The sequence below is a fragment of the Micromonospora sp. WMMA1923 genome, from assembly GCF_049179195.1.
In the GTDB taxonomy this organism is placed as follows: Bacteria; Actinomycetota; Actinomycetes; order Mycobacteriales; family Micromonosporaceae; genus Micromonospora; species Micromonospora yangpuensis.
Window position 1 is genome coordinate 3,241,043 of the sequence record NZ_JBMHLZ010000001.1, and the last position, 17,452, is coordinate 3,258,494.

At 68.7% G+C, this 17,452-nt stretch carries 15 protein-coding genes, 1 pseudogene and 1 CRISPR repeat array (1 of these 17 only partly in view); of the genes and pseudogenes, 5 read left to right on the plus strand and 11 right to left on the minus strand.

Going from position 1 to position 17,452, the window contains the following annotated elements:
* Window positions 1-106: 106 nt before the first annotated feature.
* The 7 genes and pseudogenes from alaS to ACN28G_RS14615 all read right to left on the minus strand — a co-directional run.
* Window positions 107-2,437: pseudogene (gene alaS / locus ACN28G_RS14585) on the minus strand (alanine--tRNA ligase); the annotation flags it as partial.
* Between the two features lie 53 nt (window positions 2,438-2,490).
* Window positions 2,491-2,625, minus strand: coding sequence for an NAD(P)-binding domain-containing protein (locus ACN28G_RS14590; RefSeq protein WP_217628849.1), 135 nt, complete (start codon window positions 2,623-2,625; stop codon window positions 2,491-2,493).
* Window positions 2,622-3,668, minus strand: a complete 1,047-nt coding sequence (locus ACN28G_RS14595; protein WP_421479382.1) for an enoyl-CoA hydratase/isomerase family protein — start codon at window positions 3,666-3,668, stop codon at window positions 2,622-2,624. Before ACN28G_RS14595 ends, ACN28G_RS14590 begins: the two co-directional genes overlap by 4 nt.
* On the minus strand, window positions 3,665-3,850 hold the full coding sequence (locus ACN28G_RS14600) for a hypothetical protein (protein ID WP_091440162.1): 186 nt from the start codon (window positions 3,848-3,850) through the stop codon (window positions 3,665-3,667). The genes ACN28G_RS14595 and ACN28G_RS14600 overlap by 4 nt, the downstream gene beginning before the upstream one ends.
* An 81-nt stretch (window positions 3,851-3,931) precedes the next feature.
* Complete coding sequence (locus tag ACN28G_RS14605) at window positions 3,932-5,053, minus strand: bifunctional 2-methylcitrate synthase/citrate synthase (protein ID WP_091440165.1); 1,122 nt, start codon at window positions 5,051-5,053, stop codon at window positions 3,932-3,934.
* Between the two features lie 48 nt (window positions 5,054-5,101).
* Window positions 5,102-6,013: a methylisocitrate lyase gene (gene prpB / locus ACN28G_RS14610; protein ID WP_091440168.1), complete on the minus strand. Its 912-nt coding sequence runs from the start codon at window positions 6,011-6,013 to the stop codon at window positions 5,102-5,104.
* Window positions 6,010-7,572, minus strand: a complete 1,563-nt coding sequence (locus tag ACN28G_RS14615) for an MmgE/PrpD family protein (protein WP_421479383.1) — start codon at window positions 7,570-7,572, stop codon at window positions 6,010-6,012. Before ACN28G_RS14615 ends, prpB begins: the two co-directional genes overlap by 4 nt.
* A gap of 144 nt (window positions 7,573-7,716) precedes the next feature.
* Here ACN28G_RS14615 and ACN28G_RS14620 point away from each other — a divergent pair, with 144 nt between their 5' ends.
* A complete protein-coding gene (locus ACN28G_RS14620; RefSeq protein WP_421479384.1) occupies window positions 7,717-8,598 on the plus strand; it encodes a helix-turn-helix domain-containing protein in 882 nt (293 codons plus the stop codon).
* On the opposite strand, the gene ACN28G_RS14625 is transcribed toward ACN28G_RS14620, so the two are convergent.
* Window positions 8,581-9,495, minus strand: a complete 915-nt coding sequence (locus tag ACN28G_RS14625; protein ID WP_421478084.1) for an IS5 family transposase — start codon at window positions 9,493-9,495, stop codon at window positions 8,581-8,583. The two genes, ACN28G_RS14620 and ACN28G_RS14625, sit on opposite strands and share 18 nt — an antisense overlap.
* A gap of 186 nt (window positions 9,496-9,681) precedes the next feature.
* Here ACN28G_RS14625 and ACN28G_RS14630 point away from each other — a divergent pair, with 186 nt between their 5' ends.
* Window positions 9,682-10,143: a DUF2083 domain-containing protein gene (locus ACN28G_RS14630; protein ID WP_421479385.1), complete on the plus strand. Its 462-nt coding sequence runs from the start codon at window positions 9,682-9,684 to the stop codon at window positions 10,141-10,143.
* A gap of 159 nt (window positions 10,144-10,302) precedes the next feature.
* Window positions 10,303-10,749, plus strand: coding sequence for a SitI3 family protein (locus tag ACN28G_RS14635; RefSeq protein ID WP_421479386.1), 447 nt, complete (start codon window positions 10,303-10,305; stop codon window positions 10,747-10,749).
* A gap of 289 nt (window positions 10,750-11,038) precedes the next feature.
* On the opposite strand, the gene ACN28G_RS14640 is transcribed toward ACN28G_RS14635, so the two are convergent.
* The 3 genes from ACN28G_RS14640 to ACN28G_RS14650 form a co-directional block, all read right to left on the minus strand.
* Complete coding sequence (locus ACN28G_RS14640) at window positions 11,039-12,166, minus strand: hypothetical protein (RefSeq protein WP_421479387.1); 1,128 nt, start codon at window positions 12,164-12,166, stop codon at window positions 11,039-11,041.
* A gap of 1,193 nt (window positions 12,167-13,359) precedes the next feature.
* The gene (locus ACN28G_RS14645) at window positions 13,360-13,662 is read right to left on the minus strand and encodes a hypothetical protein (protein ID WP_421479388.1); all 303 of its coding nucleotides are present in this window, start codon (window positions 13,660-13,662) and stop codon (window positions 13,360-13,362) included.
* A 5-nt stretch (window positions 13,663-13,667) separates the two neighbouring features.
* Complete coding sequence (locus tag ACN28G_RS14650; RefSeq protein ID WP_421479389.1) at window positions 13,668-14,582, minus strand: IS5 family transposase; 915 nt, start codon at window positions 14,580-14,582, stop codon at window positions 13,668-13,670.
* A 438-nt stretch (window positions 14,583-15,020) separates the two neighbouring features.
* Here ACN28G_RS14650 and ACN28G_RS14655 point away from each other — a divergent pair, with 438 nt between their 5' ends.
* A complete protein-coding gene (locus ACN28G_RS14655; RefSeq protein ID WP_421479390.1) occupies window positions 15,021-15,980 on the plus strand; it encodes a helix-turn-helix domain-containing protein in 960 nt (319 codons plus the stop codon).
* Between the two features lie 223 nt (window positions 15,981-16,203).
* Window positions 16,204-16,701 carry a hypothetical protein gene (locus tag ACN28G_RS14660; RefSeq protein WP_421479391.1) on the plus strand — a complete coding sequence of 166 codons (498 nt, stop codon included), beginning with the start codon at window positions 16,204-16,206 and terminating at the stop codon, window positions 16,699-16,701.
* Between the two features lie 444 nt (window positions 16,702-17,145).
* A CRISPR array of direct repeats spans window positions 17,146-17,452; the repeat unit is 30 nt; unit sequence GTCGCTCATCACCCCTGGAGGAATCGCAAC; it runs 191 nt beyond the window's last position.

The window sequence follows — 17,452 nt, forward strand, 5'->3', positions numbered from 1 at the left end:
GGTTCCTGTCCGGGTCGGTGGCGGGTGGACCCGCCCGCACGGGTGGTGGGGCTGTCAATCGGCGGTGGTGAGGGCGGCGATGCGCAGGGAGAGGCCGATTCGGGGGTCATGTCGGGCGGATCAGGTTCCGGAGCCGGTCGAGCAGGTCGGTGGGGTTCCCGCCGGCCTTGCCCTGGGCGGAGGCGGTGTTCCCGCCGCCCTTGCCGGCGAGCAGTTCCTTGATCAGGGTGTTCGCGGCCAGTCCGCGTTCGGTGCCGGCGGGGGTGAGGGTGACCACGATGCTCGTGCCGGCGACGACGGCGACGACGCCGGGGCGGCGGCCGAGGCGGTCGCGGATCCTCTCGGCGAGGCGGCGGGCGTCGACGGTGGTGGTGACCCCGACGTAGGCGACGCCGTGGATGTCGACGGCGTTGCTCGCGTGGGTGTCGGCGTCGAGGTCGACGAGTCGACCCCGGAGGTCGTCGCCGTCGCGTTCGAGCTGCTTCATCCGGGCGAGCAGGGCGCTGACCCGGTCGGGTAGTTCCTCGGGGCGGGCCTTGAGTTGTGCGGCGAGCTGCTGCACGAGGTCCCGTTCGCGGGCCAGGTACCGGAAGGCCTCGATCCCGGTGACCGCTTCGACGCGGCGTTGCCCGGCGCCGACCGAGGACTCCCCGGTGAGGGCGAGGGAGCCGATCTGCGCGGCGTGCGCGACGTGGGTGCCGCCGCACAGCTCGCGGGACCACTCCCCGCCGATCTCGACCACCCGGACGGTCTCGTCGTAGGTCTCGCCGAACAGGGCGAGGGCGCCTTCGGCGCGGGCCTGTTCCAGCGACACGTACCGGACCCCGACCGGGAGGTCCCGGCGGATGGCGAGGTTGGCGACCTCCTCGATCTCGCTGCGGGTCGCCTCGGTCAGCCCCCCGCGCCAGGCGAAGTCCAGCCGCAGGTACCCGGGCCGGTTGTAGGAGCCGGACTGCAACGCGGTCGGCCCGAGGACCTGCCGGAGGGCGGCGTGGACGACGTGGGTACCGGAGTGGGCCTGCCGGGCTCCGGTCCGCCACTCGGGGTCGACGGCGGCGTGCAGGTCGTCGCCGACCGTGAGGCCGCCGTCGAGGACCCGGACGGTGTGCGCGACCAGCCCCCGTACCGGCCGTTGCACGTCGACGACCTCGGCCCGCAGGTTCGGGCCGGTGAGGGTGCCGGCGTCGGCGTGCTGGCCGCCGCTCTCGGCGTAGAAGGGGGTCCGGTCCAGGGCGACGGTGACGATGTCGCCCGTCGTGGCGGTGTCGACGGGGCGGCCGGCGACCCAGATCGCGAGGACTCGGGAGCGGGTGTCGAGGGTCTCGTAGGCCAGCCAGTCGGTGGGGCCGTGGGCGTCGAGCACCGTCCGATACGCCGTCAGGTCGGCGTGGCCGGTCTTGCGGGCCTTCGCGTCGGCCTTGGCCCGGGCGCGTTGCTCGGACATCAACGCCCGGAACCCGTCGGCGTCGACCTGGAGGCCCTGCTCGTCGGCGATCTCCAGGGTGAGGTCGATGGGGAAGCCGTAGGTGTCGTGCAGTTGGAACGCCTTGTCGGCCGGCAGCGCGGAGCGTCCGGCCCGCTTGGTCTCCGCGATGGCCGTGTCCAGGATGGTGGTCCCGGCGCGCAGGGTGCCGAGGAAGGTCTCCTCCTCGGCGTAGGCGACGGTGGCGATCCGGTCGAACCCGTCGGCGAGTTCCGGGTACGAGGGGGCCATGCAGTCCAGGGCGACGGGCAGCAGCTCGGGCAGCGCCCGGTCCTGCCAGCCGAGCAGGCGCATGGCGCGAACGGCCCGCCGCACGATCCGGCGCAGCACGTACCCCCGGCCCTCGTTGCCGGGGGTGACCCCGTCGCCGATCAGCATCAATGCGGTGCGGACGTGGTCGGCGACGACCCGTAGGCGTACGTCGTCGGGGTGGGACTGGCTGGCGGCCGGCCCCGAGTGGGTCCCGTACCGGCGGCCGGTCAGCTCGGCGGCCCGGGTCAGGATGGGTCGTACCTCGTCGATCTCGTACAGGTTGTCGACCCCCTGCAGGATCGAGGCCATCCGTTCCAGCCCCATGCCGGTGTCGATGTTCTTGCGGGGCAGCTCGCCGACGATGCGGAAGTCCTCCTTCGAGGCCACGTCGGCGATCTCGTACTGCATGAACACGAGGTTCCAGAACTCCAGGTACCGGTCCTCGTCGACCTCCGGGCCGCCCTCGGCGCCGTAGGCGGGGCCCCGGTCGTAGTACAGCTCGGAGCAGGGGCCGGCGGGGCCGGGGATGCCCATGGACCAGAAGTTGTCCTTCTTCCCCCGCCGCACGATCCGCTCCGCCGGCACCCCGGTGGCGATCCACAGGTCGTACGCCTCGTCGTCGTCGAGGTAGACCGTCGCCCAGATCCGCTGCGGGTCCAGCCCGAAGCGGGAGCACCGCGTCTTAGCAGTCGGCGAGGTGTTGTCCCGTCGGCAGCATGGTGATCACCGCGTCGGCGCTGCGGAGACGCTGTCGGTCACGGTGACGCCCGGGCGGTCGCCTGGTCGGCGGCGGGTGCGGGGTCGTATCCGATCACGTGGTGGCCTGCGGCGACGAGGTTGGCTGCCATCGGGGCGCCCATGTTGCCCAGTCCCAGAAACGCGATGGTCACAGTGCCTCCACGGTCAGGTCCGGCGGGTTGTCCAGTGGACGGAAACAGGCGTCCACGAGATGTGGTGGCACGCCGGCGAGCGTCGACGGCTGCCAGCGGGGGCAGCGGTCCTTGTCGATGATCTGGGCGCGGATGCCTTCGGCCAGGTCGGGCAGCCGCAGCATCGCGGCGGACAGCCGATACTCCTGTGCCAGGGCCGCCGGCAGGTCGGGCAGGGTTGCGGCGCTGCGCAGCGAGCGGAGCGTGACGGACAACGCGGTGGGTGACCGGCTGTCGAGCATCGTGGCGGCGGCACGTGCGTCGGGTGCGTGGTGACGGATGAGTCGTTCGATGATCTTCTCGACCGATCCACCGGCGTAGCAGTCGTCGATCCAGTCTTGGGCGGCGGCGAGGGTGGCCGGGGGCGGGGTGGTGACGAACGAGGCGACGGCGCCGGCGGCGTCGCGGCGGGCCAGCGCGGACCTCAGGTACGGAAGCCTCGCGGTGGGGATGTAGTGATCGGCCAGGCCGACGGCGATGGCGTCGGCGGCACCGATGGGCGTGCCGGTCAGGGCGAGGTGGGTGCCGAGTTGGCCTGGGGCGTGGGAGAGCAGCCACGATCCGCCGACGTCGGGGTGGAAACCGATGCCCACCTCCGGCATCGCCAGCCGGGAACGTTCGGTCACCACCCGCAGCGACGCGTGGCCGGAGATGCCGATCCCACCGCCCATGACCAGCCCGTCCATCCAGGCGACGATGGGTTTGGGATAGGCGGCGATGGTGGCGTTGAGTCGGTACTCGTCGGCCCAGAAGTCCAGTGAGGCGGTTCCTCCGGACACCGCGTCGGCGTGGATGGCTCGGATGTCGCCGCCGGCGCACAGGCCACGGTCACCGGCGCCGGTGATCAGGACGGTGCGGACCCGATCGGAGGCGGCCCACAGGGCCAGGGTGCGGCGGATGATGGTCACCATCTGAGCGGTCAGGGCGTTGATGGCGGCCGGCCGATTCAGGGTCAGGTGCCCGAGATGGCCGGTCAGCCGGGCGATGACCGGTGGCGCGCTCACGCGGCGCTCCGTTCGTCGAGCATGCTGCGGGCGATGATCAGCCCCATGATCTCGTTGGTCCCTTCAAAGATCTGGAATTCGACCACCTCCGCCCCCCGCTGGTTGTCGCCGTGTGCGTCGCCGAATCGGCCGGTGCTGCCGGCGACGCGTCTGCCGGCGATGAAGTGGGTGAGCTGGTCCATGGCGTCTCCTGATGGGAAACGGACGGCCTGGTCCTGGTGGGACGGCGGGCGTCGGGGCTTCTGGGTGGTTGGCGGTGCAGGTCAGGCCGGCACGGGGCGCTGTTGCGGGCCGGTGTAGGCGCTCAGCGGGCGGATGAGCACGTTGGCGGTGAGCTGCTCGACGATGTGCGCGGTCCAGCCGGTGATGCGGCTCATCACGAAGATCGGTGTGAAGGTGGGGGTGTCGAAACCCATCACGTGGTACGCCAGCGCGGAGGGGTAGTCGAGGTTGGGGTGGATCCCCTTGCGCTGGAGCATGGCGGTCTGGAGCCTGGTGTACACCTCGGCGAGCCGGCGGATGCGGTCCTCGGCGTGGGAGGCGATCAGGTTGTCCAGGGCGTCCTGCATGATCGGTACGCGGGAGTCGCCGTTCTTGTAGACCCGGTGCCCGAATCCCATGATCTTCTGCTTGGTGGCGAGAGCGTCGTCCAGCCAGGACTCCACCCGGTCCGGGTCGTCGATGGCGACGAGCATGTGCATGACCGCTTCGTTGGCGCCTCCGTGCAGCGGGCCCTTGAGCGCGCCGATCGCGCCGGTGATGGCACTGTACAGGTCGGACAGCGTTGAGGTGATCACCCGGGCGGCGAAGGTGGAGGCGTTGAAGCTGTGCTCGGCGTACAGGATCATCGTGGTCTCGAAGGCGCGGACCATGTCGGTGGACGGTACCTCGCCGAAGCACATGTGGAAGAAGTTCTCGGCGTAGCCGAGCGTCGGGTCCGGTGGGATCGGGTCCTGTCCCCGACGTCGGCGCAGGTCCAGGGCGACGACGGTGGGCAGCTTCGCGAACAGTGACAGGGCCTTGGCCTGGTTGGCCGCGCGGTCGGCGAGGTCCTCGGTCGGGTCCTGGGCACCGAGGTAGGACACTGCGGTGCGCAGCACGTCCATCGGATGGCAGGTCTCGGGAAGCTTGCGCAGCAGTTCCTGCCCGGTGCGGTCCAGGGACCGCTGGGCGGCTTCGGCGGCGCGGAAGTCGGCGAGTTGGGTCGCGTGGGGTAGGTCGCCGTGCCACAGCAGGTGGGCGACCTCTTCCCAACTGCGGGAGGCGGCGAGGTCCTGCACGGCGTAGCCGCCGTAGGTAAGCGAGTTGGTCTCGCTGATCACGGTGGAGATGGCGGTGGTGTCGACCACCACGCCGGTCAGGCCACGGCGGATGTCGGTGCTCATCGGTGTCGTTCCTCCGGGATGTCGGGACGCGCCGCGCCCGCGTGGTGGTCAGGCGTCGGGTGGCAGGGTGAAACCGGCGACATCGGCGTCGAAGCGGCTGTACTGGTCGTATTCGATGACCTCGTAGAGCCGGGAACGGGTCATCATCGTGTCGAGCAGCCCGGTGGCGGTGCCGTCGGCGGCGAGTCGACGCAGACCGGACTCGACCGCGCCCATCGCCAGTCGCAGCGTGGTGACCGGATAGATGACGAGGTTGTAGCCGAGGTCGCGGAGTTGGTCGACGGTGAGGCTCGGGCCCTTGCCGAACTCGGTCATGTTCGCCAGCAGCGGCACGTCGACGGCGGCCCGGAACGCGGCGAACTCCGCCTCGTCGGCCAGCGCCTCCGGGAAGATCGCGTCCGCTCCGGCGTCGACGTACGCCTGTGCCCGGGCGATCGCACCGTCCAGGCCCTCGACCGCACGCGCGTCGGTGCGAGCCATGATCAGGAAACCGGGGTCCCGGCGCGCGGCCACGGCAGCCCGCAGGCGACGCACCATGTCCTGCGGCGTGATCAGTGTCTTGCCGTCCAGGTGTCCGCAGCGTTTCGGGTTTACCTGGTCTTCCAGGTGGCAGCCGGCCAGTCCGGCGTCCTCCAACCGTTGCACGGTGCGGGCCGCGTTCAGCGGTTCACCGAAGCCGGTGTCGGCGTCGACGAGCGCCGGCAGGTCGGTGCTGGCGGCGATGTCCGCGGCCCAGCCGGCGACCTCGGTCAGTGTGGTCAGGCCGATGTCGGGCAGCCCGGCTGCGGCCGACAACGCACCGCCGGAGACGTACACCCCGTCGAAGCCGGTCTGCTGCACGATCCGGGCGGTCAACGGGTTGAAGGCGCCCGGTAGCCGCAGCAGTTCGCCGCTGGCCAGGCCGGTGCGCAGCGCCGCGCGTTTGGCGGCGGCGCTGGTGCGCGCGTACAGGTAGGTCATCGGAAGATTCCTCCTGGCAGGGCGGCGTCGGCGTGCGTGATCGCCGCGTGGTCGACCGTGGGGAACAACGCCGGAAGTTCCTCACCGGTGAGGTCGGCGAGCCGGGCGGCGGCGTCGAGGAACTCCCGCTGGGCGTCGGCGGGGACCACGCCCTCGGCGAGGGTGGTGAACTTGCGGACATAGGCGGGGCGGTCGAAGGGACGCGCGCCGTCCGGGTGGGCGTCGGCCAGGGCGAGGGAGTCCGCCAGGACGGTGCCGTCGGTGAGGGTGATCTCCAGGCGTCCACCGAACGCCTTCTGCGTCGGGTCCGGGCTGTGGTAGCGGCGGGTCCACTCCGGATCCTCGACCGTGGTGATCTTGTGCCAGAGGGCGACGGTGTCGGGGCGACCGGCCCGGTGCGGGTCGTACGAGCCGACGTGGTGCCAGGCGCCGTCCTGCAACGCCACGGCCAGGATGTAGGGGATGGAGTGGTCCAGCGTCTCCCGGCTCGCGGTCGGGTCGTACTTCTGTGGGTCGTTGGCCCCCGAGCCGATCACGTGGTGGGTGTGGTGGCTGGTGTGCAGGACGATCGAGTGGATCCGGTCCACCCCTGCGGCGGTGTCGATGCCGGGCAGCTTGTCGCGCATCGCGCGGGCGAGGTCGATGAGCGCCTGAGCCTGGTACTCGGCGGAGTGTTCCTTGGTGTAGGTGCGCAGGATGCCGCGCAGCGGATCCCCGCCGGGAGCCGGTAGCGGCACGGTGTAGGTGGCGTCCGGGCCGTCGAGCAGCCAGGCGATGAATCCGTCCTCCCCCTCGTAGATGGGTGCCGGGGCACCCTCGCCGCGCATCGCGCGGTCGACCGCCTCGATCGCGGCCTTGCCGGCGAACGCGGGGGCGAACGCCTTCCACGAGGAGATCTCACCCTTGCGGGACTGGCGGGTGGCGGTGGTGGTGTGCACCGCCTGACCGATTGCCTGGTAGACCACCTCGGTGGGCAGACGCAGCAGCGCGCCCAGCCCGCAGGCCGTCGCCGCGCTCAGATGCGCCACGTGGTCGATCTTGTGCTTGTGCAGACAGATCCCGGTCACCAGGGCCACGTGCACCTCGTAGGCGACCAGCAGACCGCGCAGCAGGTCCGCACCGCCGGCACCGACGTGCTGGGCGACGGCGAGCAACGGCGGGATGTTGTCCCCCGGGTGGGAGTAGTCCGCCGCGAGGTAGGTGTCGTGGAAGTCCAACTCCCGTACGGCCGTGCCGTTGGCCCAGGCCGCCCACTCCGGCGACACCCGCAGCGCCGGGTCGGCGCCGAACACCGACGCCCCCGGGGCCGTTCGATGCGGTCGGGCCTGTGCCCGGGCCACCGCGACCGGACGCCGGGACAGCGAGGCCATCGCCACCGCGGCGTTGTCGATCACCCGGTTGGCCACCATCGCCGCCGCGTCGGCATCCAGCGGAGCGGGCGCGGTGGCCACCTCGGCCAGCGCCCAGGCCAGTTGCCGGTCGCGGGGCAGCCGTTCCGCACTGGGCGATACGCGTACGACATGCTCGATCAACGGGGTCTCCTCAGGCTCGGCGGTCACCCTGTCAGGCTCACCGACCGACAGGGCCGGCGTCGAGGCCCGGAAGATGCGTACTTTCCACTGCGGGAGCAGCAAAACCGCAACGTTTGCGAACTTTGCAAGTGTTATATTCGCAGCTCCGGGGGCACCGCGAGGAGGTGACGAGTGACGGCGGACAAGAAGCTCTACGCGTACGCCAAACTGCGCCGGCTCCGCCGCGAGCAGGGCCTCACCCAGGCCGAACTCGCCCGCCGCCTGGACATCTCCACCAGCTACCTCAACCAGATCGAGAACAGCCAACGCACGCTCACCGCGCCCATCCTGTTGCGCCTGGCCAAGGTCCTCGGCGTCGATCCGGAACACTTCGCCGACACCGATGCCGAGCGACTCGGTGCCGACGTGCGCACCGCGCTGGCCGACGAGGCGAGCGGCGTGAACATCGACCCGGTCGAGGTCGTCGAACTCGTCCGCGACTATCCGGCTGCCGCGCGCGCCCTGGTCGCCCTGCACCAGCGCTACCAGGACGCCGCCGGACGGGTCGCCGCCCTCGCCGGACCCACCGGCAACCCGCCACTGCTCGGTGAGCCGCACGACGCGGTACGCGACTTCTTCTACGAGCACTACAACCACTTCGACCCGCTGGACACCGCCGCCGAGCAGCTCGCCGGCCGACTACGACTGACGCCCGCCCGGGCAACCGAGACGCTCGGCCGACACCTGCGCGACCAACACGGCGTCGGAGTGGTCGTCACGGCTCCCACCGCCGAGTCACGCCGGTACGACCCCGACAGTCGCGTGCTCCACCTGGCCGCCGACCACACCGACGGCCAACGCGCCTTCCAGATGGCCACGCAGCTGGCATTCCTCGAACACGGCGACCGGATCGGCGAGCTGGCGGCCGGCCTCACCTCGCCGCCGGCAAACGCGCTGGCCCGCATCGGCCTCGGCAACTACTACGCGGGCGCACTGCTGATGCCCTACACCGACATCCACCGCCAGGCCGAACAACTGCGCTACGACGTCGAGCTGCTAGGCTGTGTTTCGTAGTGCGCGGAGCCATTGGTTGATGGCGGCGATGGTGAGGGTGGCTTCGTAGCGCACGGCGAGTTTGTCGTATCTGGTGGCCATGGCGCGGTGGTGTTTGAGCTGGTTGATGCCGCACTCCACGGCGTGACGCAGGCGGTAGACCTCGGGGTCGAAGGCGGGTGGACGTCCGCCTTTGGACCCTTTGGCCTTGCGGTGCGCGTCCTGGTCGGCCTTGCTCGGGATGCACGCTCGGATGCCCCGGGATCGTAGGTGGGCTCGGTTGGCTTTGGACGTGTACGCCTTGTCGGCCAGCACCATGTCGGGGCGGGTCCGGGGCCGGCCGCCACCGGCGCGGGGGACACGTAGTTTGGCCAGTACGGGGATGAACTGTGGGCTGTCGCCGTGTTGTCCGGCGGTCACCACCATGGCCATCAGTTTGCGGCCCTGCTCGCAGGCCAGATGGGTCTTGGTGGTCCAGCCGCCCCTTGACCGGCCGAGGCCGTGATCTGCCGGCTCGGTCTGCACACCACCGGGTGGCTCCTTCTGCGCCTGCCCGTCACGGCGGGCCCCAGCGGCGTGCTGGTGGGCACGGCTGATGGTCGAGTCCACGCTCACCGTCCAGCCGATCAACCCCGCCGCGTCCGCCATGGCCTGCAACGAGGTGAGGATCTGCGCCCAGACGCCGTCGCGCTGCCAGCGCCGGAACCACCGGTACAAGGTCTGCCACGGCGGGTAGGACGCGGGCACGTCCCGCCATGGTGATCCGGTCCGGACCCGCCACCGGATCCCGTCGATGATCACTCTCATGGTCCATCTGCGCGGCCGAGCATGACCCGTTCCCGCAGGCAGCAACGGCTCGAGGACCGCCCACTGCACGTCGGTCAGGTCATGTCGCCTCGCTGCCGCTACGCTCGGCACGAGGTCTCCGGTGTGAAGTTCCAGCTTGGTCGCTGAACCAACTACCGGAGACCTCTCCCATTAGCGACCACCGCCACGCCCCAACAACGCCGCCCTACGAAACACGGCCTAGCCGGCCAGTACGGCGTCAGCTTCGAAACCGTCTGCCACCGGCTCAGCACCCTGCAACGACCGACCCGCCGTGGAGTGCCGTTCTCCTTCCTGCGCGTCGACCGCGCCGGGAACATCTCGAAACGACAGTCCGCGACCGACTTCCACTTCTCCCGCTTCGGCGGCACCTGCCCCCTGTGGATCATCTACGAGGCGTTCGCCGCCCCCGGACGGATCCTCACCCAGGTCGCCGAGATGCCCGACGGTAAACGCTACTTCTGGATCGCCCGCACCGTCACCCACGGCGGGCGCGGACACCACAGCCCGCGCAGCACCTTCGCCGTCGCCCTCGGCTGCGAACTACGCCACGCCCACCGGCTCGTCTACAGCGACGGCATCACCCTCGACGACCCCCGCACCGCCACCCCGATCGGCCTCGGCTGCCGCATCTGCGAACGCCGCGACTGCGCCCAACGCGCGCGACCCCCCGCCGCCGGCGGCCTACTCATCGACGAGAACCGACGCACCGTCATCCCCTACGCGGTGGACCGCAGATAGCAGGCTGCCGCCGTCTCCCCGAAGCGACCGTCCGCTACCCGGTGCGCTCCGGCCACAACAGTTCCACGACTGGCCCGTACCCGGCCTGAAGGAAGTCGCGGCCGTGACCCGACAGGGTGCGATCATCCAGATCGTGCCGGGACAAGGAGAACAGACACGATGAGCATCAGCTACCGGCTGACGCTGGCAGGCGACATCCCCCTGCAACAGGTGGCGGACCTCGCCGCCCCCCACGCCACCGAAACAACCGCACCAGCCGGCAACCGCCTCCTCAGCGCCGACCTCTACGCCGAACTCGGATACCTGATCAGCATCACCTCCGGACACCACGGCTACTACGACGCCGAAGACGACAACGACACCTACTGGGAATGGGAACCCGAGCAGTACACCGACATCAGCTTCGACATGCGCACCGACGACCTCGCCGACAAGGGCATCCGCAACATGGCAGCAGCCGTGGCCCGGATCCTGACCAGACGGACCGAGGACGCGGCCCTCGTCCAAGACGGCAACCACCTACTCTTGACCCGAACCGCCGGCACAATCCGCAAACACCGACCAAGCTGGTGGCACCACTACCACCTCCACCACCACATCACCTGACCACCCGCGACCACTACACACTCGGCGGCAACACGCCTCTCCAGTAGATGTCCGCTCAGCCAGTCCCTACCCGCTCAAGGGGTGCTCGGGGGGTAAACGGGGCAGGGCCCTGGCAACGCCGTGACTGTGTCCGATTCGCGAGGCTGAAGTTAGAAGCGCCGATGGTGACCGGCTGCGGGGGTCACCGCGACCGCATCGTCCACGGCGACGCGGGACACATCGTAGGCGGCTGCGGCCTCGCGGGTCGCCAGCGTTGTTCAACCGCCCCAACGGCGTGGGTCGGCGGTCATCAGCGGGGGCTGAAAACCGAGCCCAGCTTGGACAGCCGAGCGTTGTCCAGCTCCCACTGCAGCACGGTATCGAGCGTGTCGAGTGCCCGCCCCTCGACCGTGGCCTTTGTACTCTGCAGGCCGTCAACTACCTCGGGCAGGGCCGCCACCACCGCTGCGGTGGCGCTCCGGATGGGCTCTTCGGCGCCGTCGGCCACGGCCCGGATCAGGTTCACCACCGGGATGCGAGCGGTGCCCGCGTACCGCCCGGCGATCCGCTCCAGGCCGGCCGGCATTCCGGCCCCCGCCTCCCGCGTGGCCGCGGACAGCCCGGCGAGGAGGAACTCGGCCAGTTCGCTGCGGCCCACTGCGAGACCGGGCAGCGCCGCCGCGACGGCGGCCCGGGTCGCCGTCTCCGCGGGCGTCTCGGTGCCGCCGTCTTCCGGGGCGTCCGCTTGATGGGCCAGCCGCCGCCGACCCGCGGTGCTCATCTGGAACAGCACCATGAGCGCCATCGCCCGGTAGAAGTCGCTCACCCCGTCGGCACCCGACAACGCGGCCAGCCGCGGCACCGCCCCCGGGGCGGCGGGCACCACCGAGCCCTGCGGGAACGCGTCGTCCACGATCGCCGCGATCAGGTCGCCCACACCGTCGAAGGTGCGGCCCTCGAAAGGCACCACCTCGGCGGCCGCACGAAGATCAGCGGCAGGACGACGGAAACCACCGCACTTGAGTCCGGCAGGCGCGGGCAGAGACGGCGCGGCAGCTGTCTGCACGCCGACGAGCTCCGCGCGGATCCGGTCGGCCTCGGCCCGGTCGAGCTCGTGCGCCAGGCCCTCCCGGGAGAAGCGCTCGATCGCCTTGTCCGGAAACTGGCCGCACGCCGAGTTGACCTGCCCGCCGTACTTCCAGGCAATGGCCGTAATGGCCTTCTTCTCGGCCGGTGAGACCTCCAGCGGACCCTCGTAGGGCGGGTCCACGGCCAGCGAGTGGACTCGCCACCAACCGGCGAAGCGACCCTCCAGCGGGTTGGTCGGCACCTCCCGTACCGCGACCAGCAGGTGGCCGCGCTCGGCCAGCTTTTCGGCGACGGCAAAGGCCGAAACCTCATCCGGCACCGACACGACGAAGCGCATCTCACGAATCACGGCGGCATCCTATCGACGATGGGTCGGCTGCCCGGCAACGCAAGCACCGGGCAGCCCAGGGCTCAGAGCAGCGTCGAAGTTGACCGCTTCTTCCTCCCATCCAGCACGCCGGACGCCGTTCGGGCGAGATGCTCGACGATGCCGTCCGGCATGGCGGTGGGCAGACGCAGCGGTGCCCATCTGCTGATCCCCGTATCGGAGGCTCGTCCGGACACAGGAAATTCATCACGGGCAGATGGAGGCCGTCCACCAATACGGCCAACCATAGCTGCATTCGACCCTGACTGATACGTGCCCGAGCAGCAGAAACATGCCGTCAGGAACCCCGCCTACGACGTCTGCACTTGGATCACGAAGCGACTGCCAGCTAATGTGGACGGCACCAAGCGCCGTGGGATCACGACACCCGCATCCCATTCCGGCGATATACGTGCCCGGTTGACCGAACTCGTTCTACGACATGAGGTGAAACATGACCTTCCATATGCTTCTCGAGGCCGAAGGCAGCTTGAAATCGGCGGACTCATCGACGCTTGCGGGCTCGACGTGGGCCTGATGCCTGAGCCCTGCTGATGAGGCTTCGCGTGATGCGTGATGCCACAGGGCGAATCGTGGCGGGACAGATTCCTTCCAACTTCCACAAATAACGATGGACTGAACCTATGCTGGCCACGGCATCGTCCGCACATATTCAAGCGCTCCTCGGTCGGCCAGGTGGGGGTGACCTGTGACGGCCAAGTCGTGGCTCTGACCGCCACAGGCAAGACCCCTAGCACCCCGGCGCGACGACGAGGTTTTAGCGAACTAGAACGGAGACGCTGTTATTCGCTAATACTGAACACCGCAGTCAGCAGGTGATGTTCACGGTCGCCGACTAGGCGACTTGACCAACACCCTTGTACAGAGTCGCCCTCCATGTCCCGGAGCTGCATTTGATGCCCACTGACGATCCCCCACCGGAGTAGAACGGCGAGGAGGACACCTTCGTGCTCCACTGGAGAAGTTCCTTCTTCTCCAAGGCCACTACGTAGCCTCCCGGGGCGCAATCCATGCTCACATTGGCCCCGGCGGAGATCGACCCGTACGACAACCACGGCTTGGCGACGTTCAGCGAGCACGTCGCCGCAAAAGCTGGCTGCGAAACGGTCATCCCGGCCATCAATGCCGCAAACTGCAGTGCTAAGCAACAGCTACTAGCAGCTTGCTTCGTAGATTCCTCGCCCTTGGGGCAGGATCGTGCCGATGTACTCGTCCGTCTCAGTGGCATAGGCCGCAACGCTCTTCAGCGGGTCGCCGACACCAGGCACATCAACCCGGTAGCACTTCTTCGAGCCACAGGAGTTGCGCACAGTGACAGTCCGCCACACACCACTTGTGCCCCAGCGGACGAAGTGGACGCAAGCCGCCTCTGCAGAAACTGCGGCCTCACTCATGCGGATGTTCGCCGAGGCAGGAACGGTGAAACTCAAAGGAGCCACTAACATGATCGAGAACACGACTCCTAGGCCGTGTTTCGTAGTGCGCGGAGCCATTGGTTGATGGCGGCGATGGTGAGGGTGGCTTCGTAGCGCACGGCGAGTTTGTCGTATCTGGTGGCCATGGCGCGGTGTTGTTTGAGCTGGTTGATGCCGCACTCCACGGCGTGACGCAGGCGGTAGACCTCGGGGTCGAAGGCGGGTGGACGTCCGCCTTTGGACCCTTTGGCCTTGCGGTGCGCGTCCTGGTCGGCCTTGCTCGGGATGCACGCTCGGATGCCCCGGGATCGTAGGTGGGCTCGGTTGGCTTTGGACGTGTACGCCTTGTCGGCCAGCACCATGTCGGGGCGGGTCCGGGGCCGGGCGCCACCGGCGCGGGGGACACGTAGTTTGGCCAGTACGGGGATGAACTGTGGGCTGTCGCCGTGTTGTCCGGCGGTCACCACCATGGCCATCAGTTTGCGGCCCTGCTCGCAGGCCAGATGGGTCTTGGTGGTCCAGCCGCCCCTTGACCGGCCGAGGCCGTGATCTGCCGGCTCGGTCTGCACACCACCGGGTGGCTCCTTCTGCGCCTGCCCGTCACGGCGGGCCCCAGCGGCGTGCTGGTGGGCGCGGCTGATGGTCGAGTCCACGCTCACCGTCCAGCCGATCAACCCCGCCGCGTCCGCCATGGCCTGCAACGAGGTGAGGATCTGCGCCCAGACGCCGTCGCGCTGCCAGCGCCGGAACCACCGGTACAAGGTCTGCCACGGCGGGTAGGACGCGGGCACGTCCCGCCATGGTGATCCGGTCCGGACCCGCCAGCGGATCCCGTCGATGATCAGTCTCATGGTCCATCTGCGCGGCCGAGCATGACCCGTTCCCGCAGGCAGCAACGGCTCGAGGACCGCCCACTGCACGTCGGTCAGGTCATGTCGCCTCGCTGCCGCTACGCTCGGCACGAGGTCTCCGGTGTGAAGTTCCAGCTTGGTCGCTGAACCAACTACCGGAGACCTCTCCCATTAGCGACCACCGCCACGCCCCAACAACGCCGCCCTACGAAACACGACCTAGTCGCCTAACTCTGGAACGCAACCTCACCAGAAACCCCTCACCCGTCGAAGTAATCACTTCCACAAGACACGAGACGCCAGACTCGATAACACCTATGACCGCACTAGAAAGTGCAGAAGTCCAAGCGCCTACCGTGCACCCCCTCGCCCCCTGATCAGTTGATCATTTTCAATCCCTTCAGAAGTTTTTCCGGGAGCTTGTCTCGTTTATAAATCTTTAGCCAAAGAAGCTGCCCTGTCGTTAGCTCTGGACGCACGGCTGTACGCAGGGAGTGCACATCGACGGATAGCTCGCTACGCTGGATCCACGTTGGGGGGGCGGGGGCCATGATCAATGTGTTCGACAGTGCCACGATTCCGGTCCGGGAGCGCCTGGATGCCTGGTGGGACGTCGCCGACGGTTCCCTGATGCCGACGACGATCCACAGCCCCGACCCGGAGGCCTTCACCGCCCGCCTCAGCGTCCTGCCCCTCGGCCAGGCGCAGGTGGCCTCGATGGTCTACGCCTCGCTGTCGTCACGGCGCTCACCCAAGGACATCCGCCGGTCCGACCCGGAGTCCTACCAGTTCGCTCTCATCCGGGCCGGTCGGCAGGGCATCGAGCAGAACGGCACCAGCGCCGTGTTCCAGCGCGGGGACCTCGTCATCTACGACAGCTCCCGGCCCTTCGAAGCCGTCGTCAGCGCCACCACCCCGGCCCAGACGGTGCTCCTGCAGTTCCCCAGGAGAATGCTCCCCCTGCCCGCCGACCAGGTCGCCGCCCTCTGCGGCACCTCACTGACACCCGGATCCGACGGCATCGCCCGGCTCCTGGCCACCTTCCTCACCACACTCACCGACAACCGAACCCCCTACACCCCACCCGACGCCCTCCGCCTGGAGACCGTCGTCGTCGACCTGACCACCGCCGTCCTCGCCCACCACCTCGACCACCGCAACCCCCCACTCCGCTCCACCACCCACACCCTCTACCTGCGCATCATCGCCTTCATCGACGACAACCTGCACGACCCCCACCTACGACCCACCACCATCGCCGCCGCCCACCAGATCTCCCTGCGCTACCTCCACCGCATCTTCCAACGACACCACCCCGACACCGTCGCCACTCACATCCGCACCCGCCGCCTCGACAAGGCCCGCCACCACCTCACCGACCCCCACCTCACCCACCTCACCATCGCCACCATCGCCCGCCGCTGCGGCTACACCCGCCCCGCCGACTTCACCCGCGCCTTCCACCACCACACCGGCACCCCACCCCGCGACTACCGCAACAACACCTGACCTCAAGGCAGCCGATCCCTGCGCCCCGCTCCTGGAAGATCCTGAAACAAACTGCGCTGCTGCCCACATCGATCGAGCATGATCGGTGCAGCAGACCCTCACGGTCGGGTTGACGCGGGCGCGAGAGCTGATCGGGTACGCCCGATTCCGGCCGGAGCAACCTCCGGTCCCGGCAAGTTCGCTTCCGAGGCCGGCACTCCTACAACCAGAATAAACGGAGACAATGCCTTCGAAAGCGTTCATCCGCGCGGTGGCCTTCCGGCCGGACTACCAGCTGTTCACGCTACGAGACATCGACAGTGACGCAGGAGTCGGGGCCGGCGAGGCGATCGGGACCGCCATTCGCGACGTTGCCGCGTGTACCGGCTACGAGCTGTACGTCAAGGTCGCCCAAGACCTGCTACCGGTGGCGGTCACCATCGAGATCTGGGACGCGAGACCAGGCCTGCCGGACCGAGACGCCACGTGGTCACCGACGTCGGTGTTTCGGCTGCAGAGCCCCACGGGACAGCTCGTACTCAGCGCTCCCGCCGGCGATGCTTTCGACGGCATCGACCCACCATCAGGGCCCGGCACCTACGCCATCGAAGTTCATCACCACGGCCGGCAGGAAGCCCACAACGCTCGTCAGAAGCTCCTCCAGGACACGAAACGACTCGATGAACCAGGTGAACGCCCTTGCCTCGAGCGCTACCTGCTCCGACTGTGGCCCACTCGATAGCCCGCGAGTCGGCCTACTGGAGCCCCTCCTTCACTGACAGAAGATGCCGGACCAGTCACGATCCTCCAGGGGCGATGAGCGATACAGATCCTTGTCGGCTTCGCCTGAAATTGGTGGGTTAAGGGCGGGCACCGGCGGTGCGGTAGGGATGGCCAGCCGGGGTCAACCCCGCCAGATGGGGACCGGAGACGCTCCTGTGCTGCTGGGCCAGATGCTTTGCGAGAGGCCCGGTATCTACGTCGGTTCTTGTCTAGGCTTCAGGCGCCCGTGCTCGATGTTGCTCTTGCTCGGCGGTGCCGACGGGATGGTCGTCGTTCTCGGGCGTACCAAGGGTTACCTGGATTCGGTACTCTGACCTGCACTGATGCACGACCGGCGGTCCGCTGCAGAATCTGCCCGAATCCGGGTGGAGAAAGCCGCTCCGACCTGCGACTTAAGACTCGGGTCGCTCATCACCCCTGGAGGAATCGCAACACTGCACTCACGGGGCCGACTGCACCACCCACCCCGTCGCTCATCACCCCTGGAGGAATCGCAACTGGCCGTGCTCGCGCCGCTGGCCGTGGCCCTGGCCGGGTCGCTCATCACCCCTGGAGGAATCGCAACGCACTGACCTCACCTGCCCCGGCGAGCCCGGTACCCGTCGCTCATCACCCCTGGAGGAATCGCAACCGGGGGGTGACGTGGGACAACGGCGGGTCGGCGATGACGTCGCTCATCACCCCTGGAGGAATCGCAACGCCGTACCCGA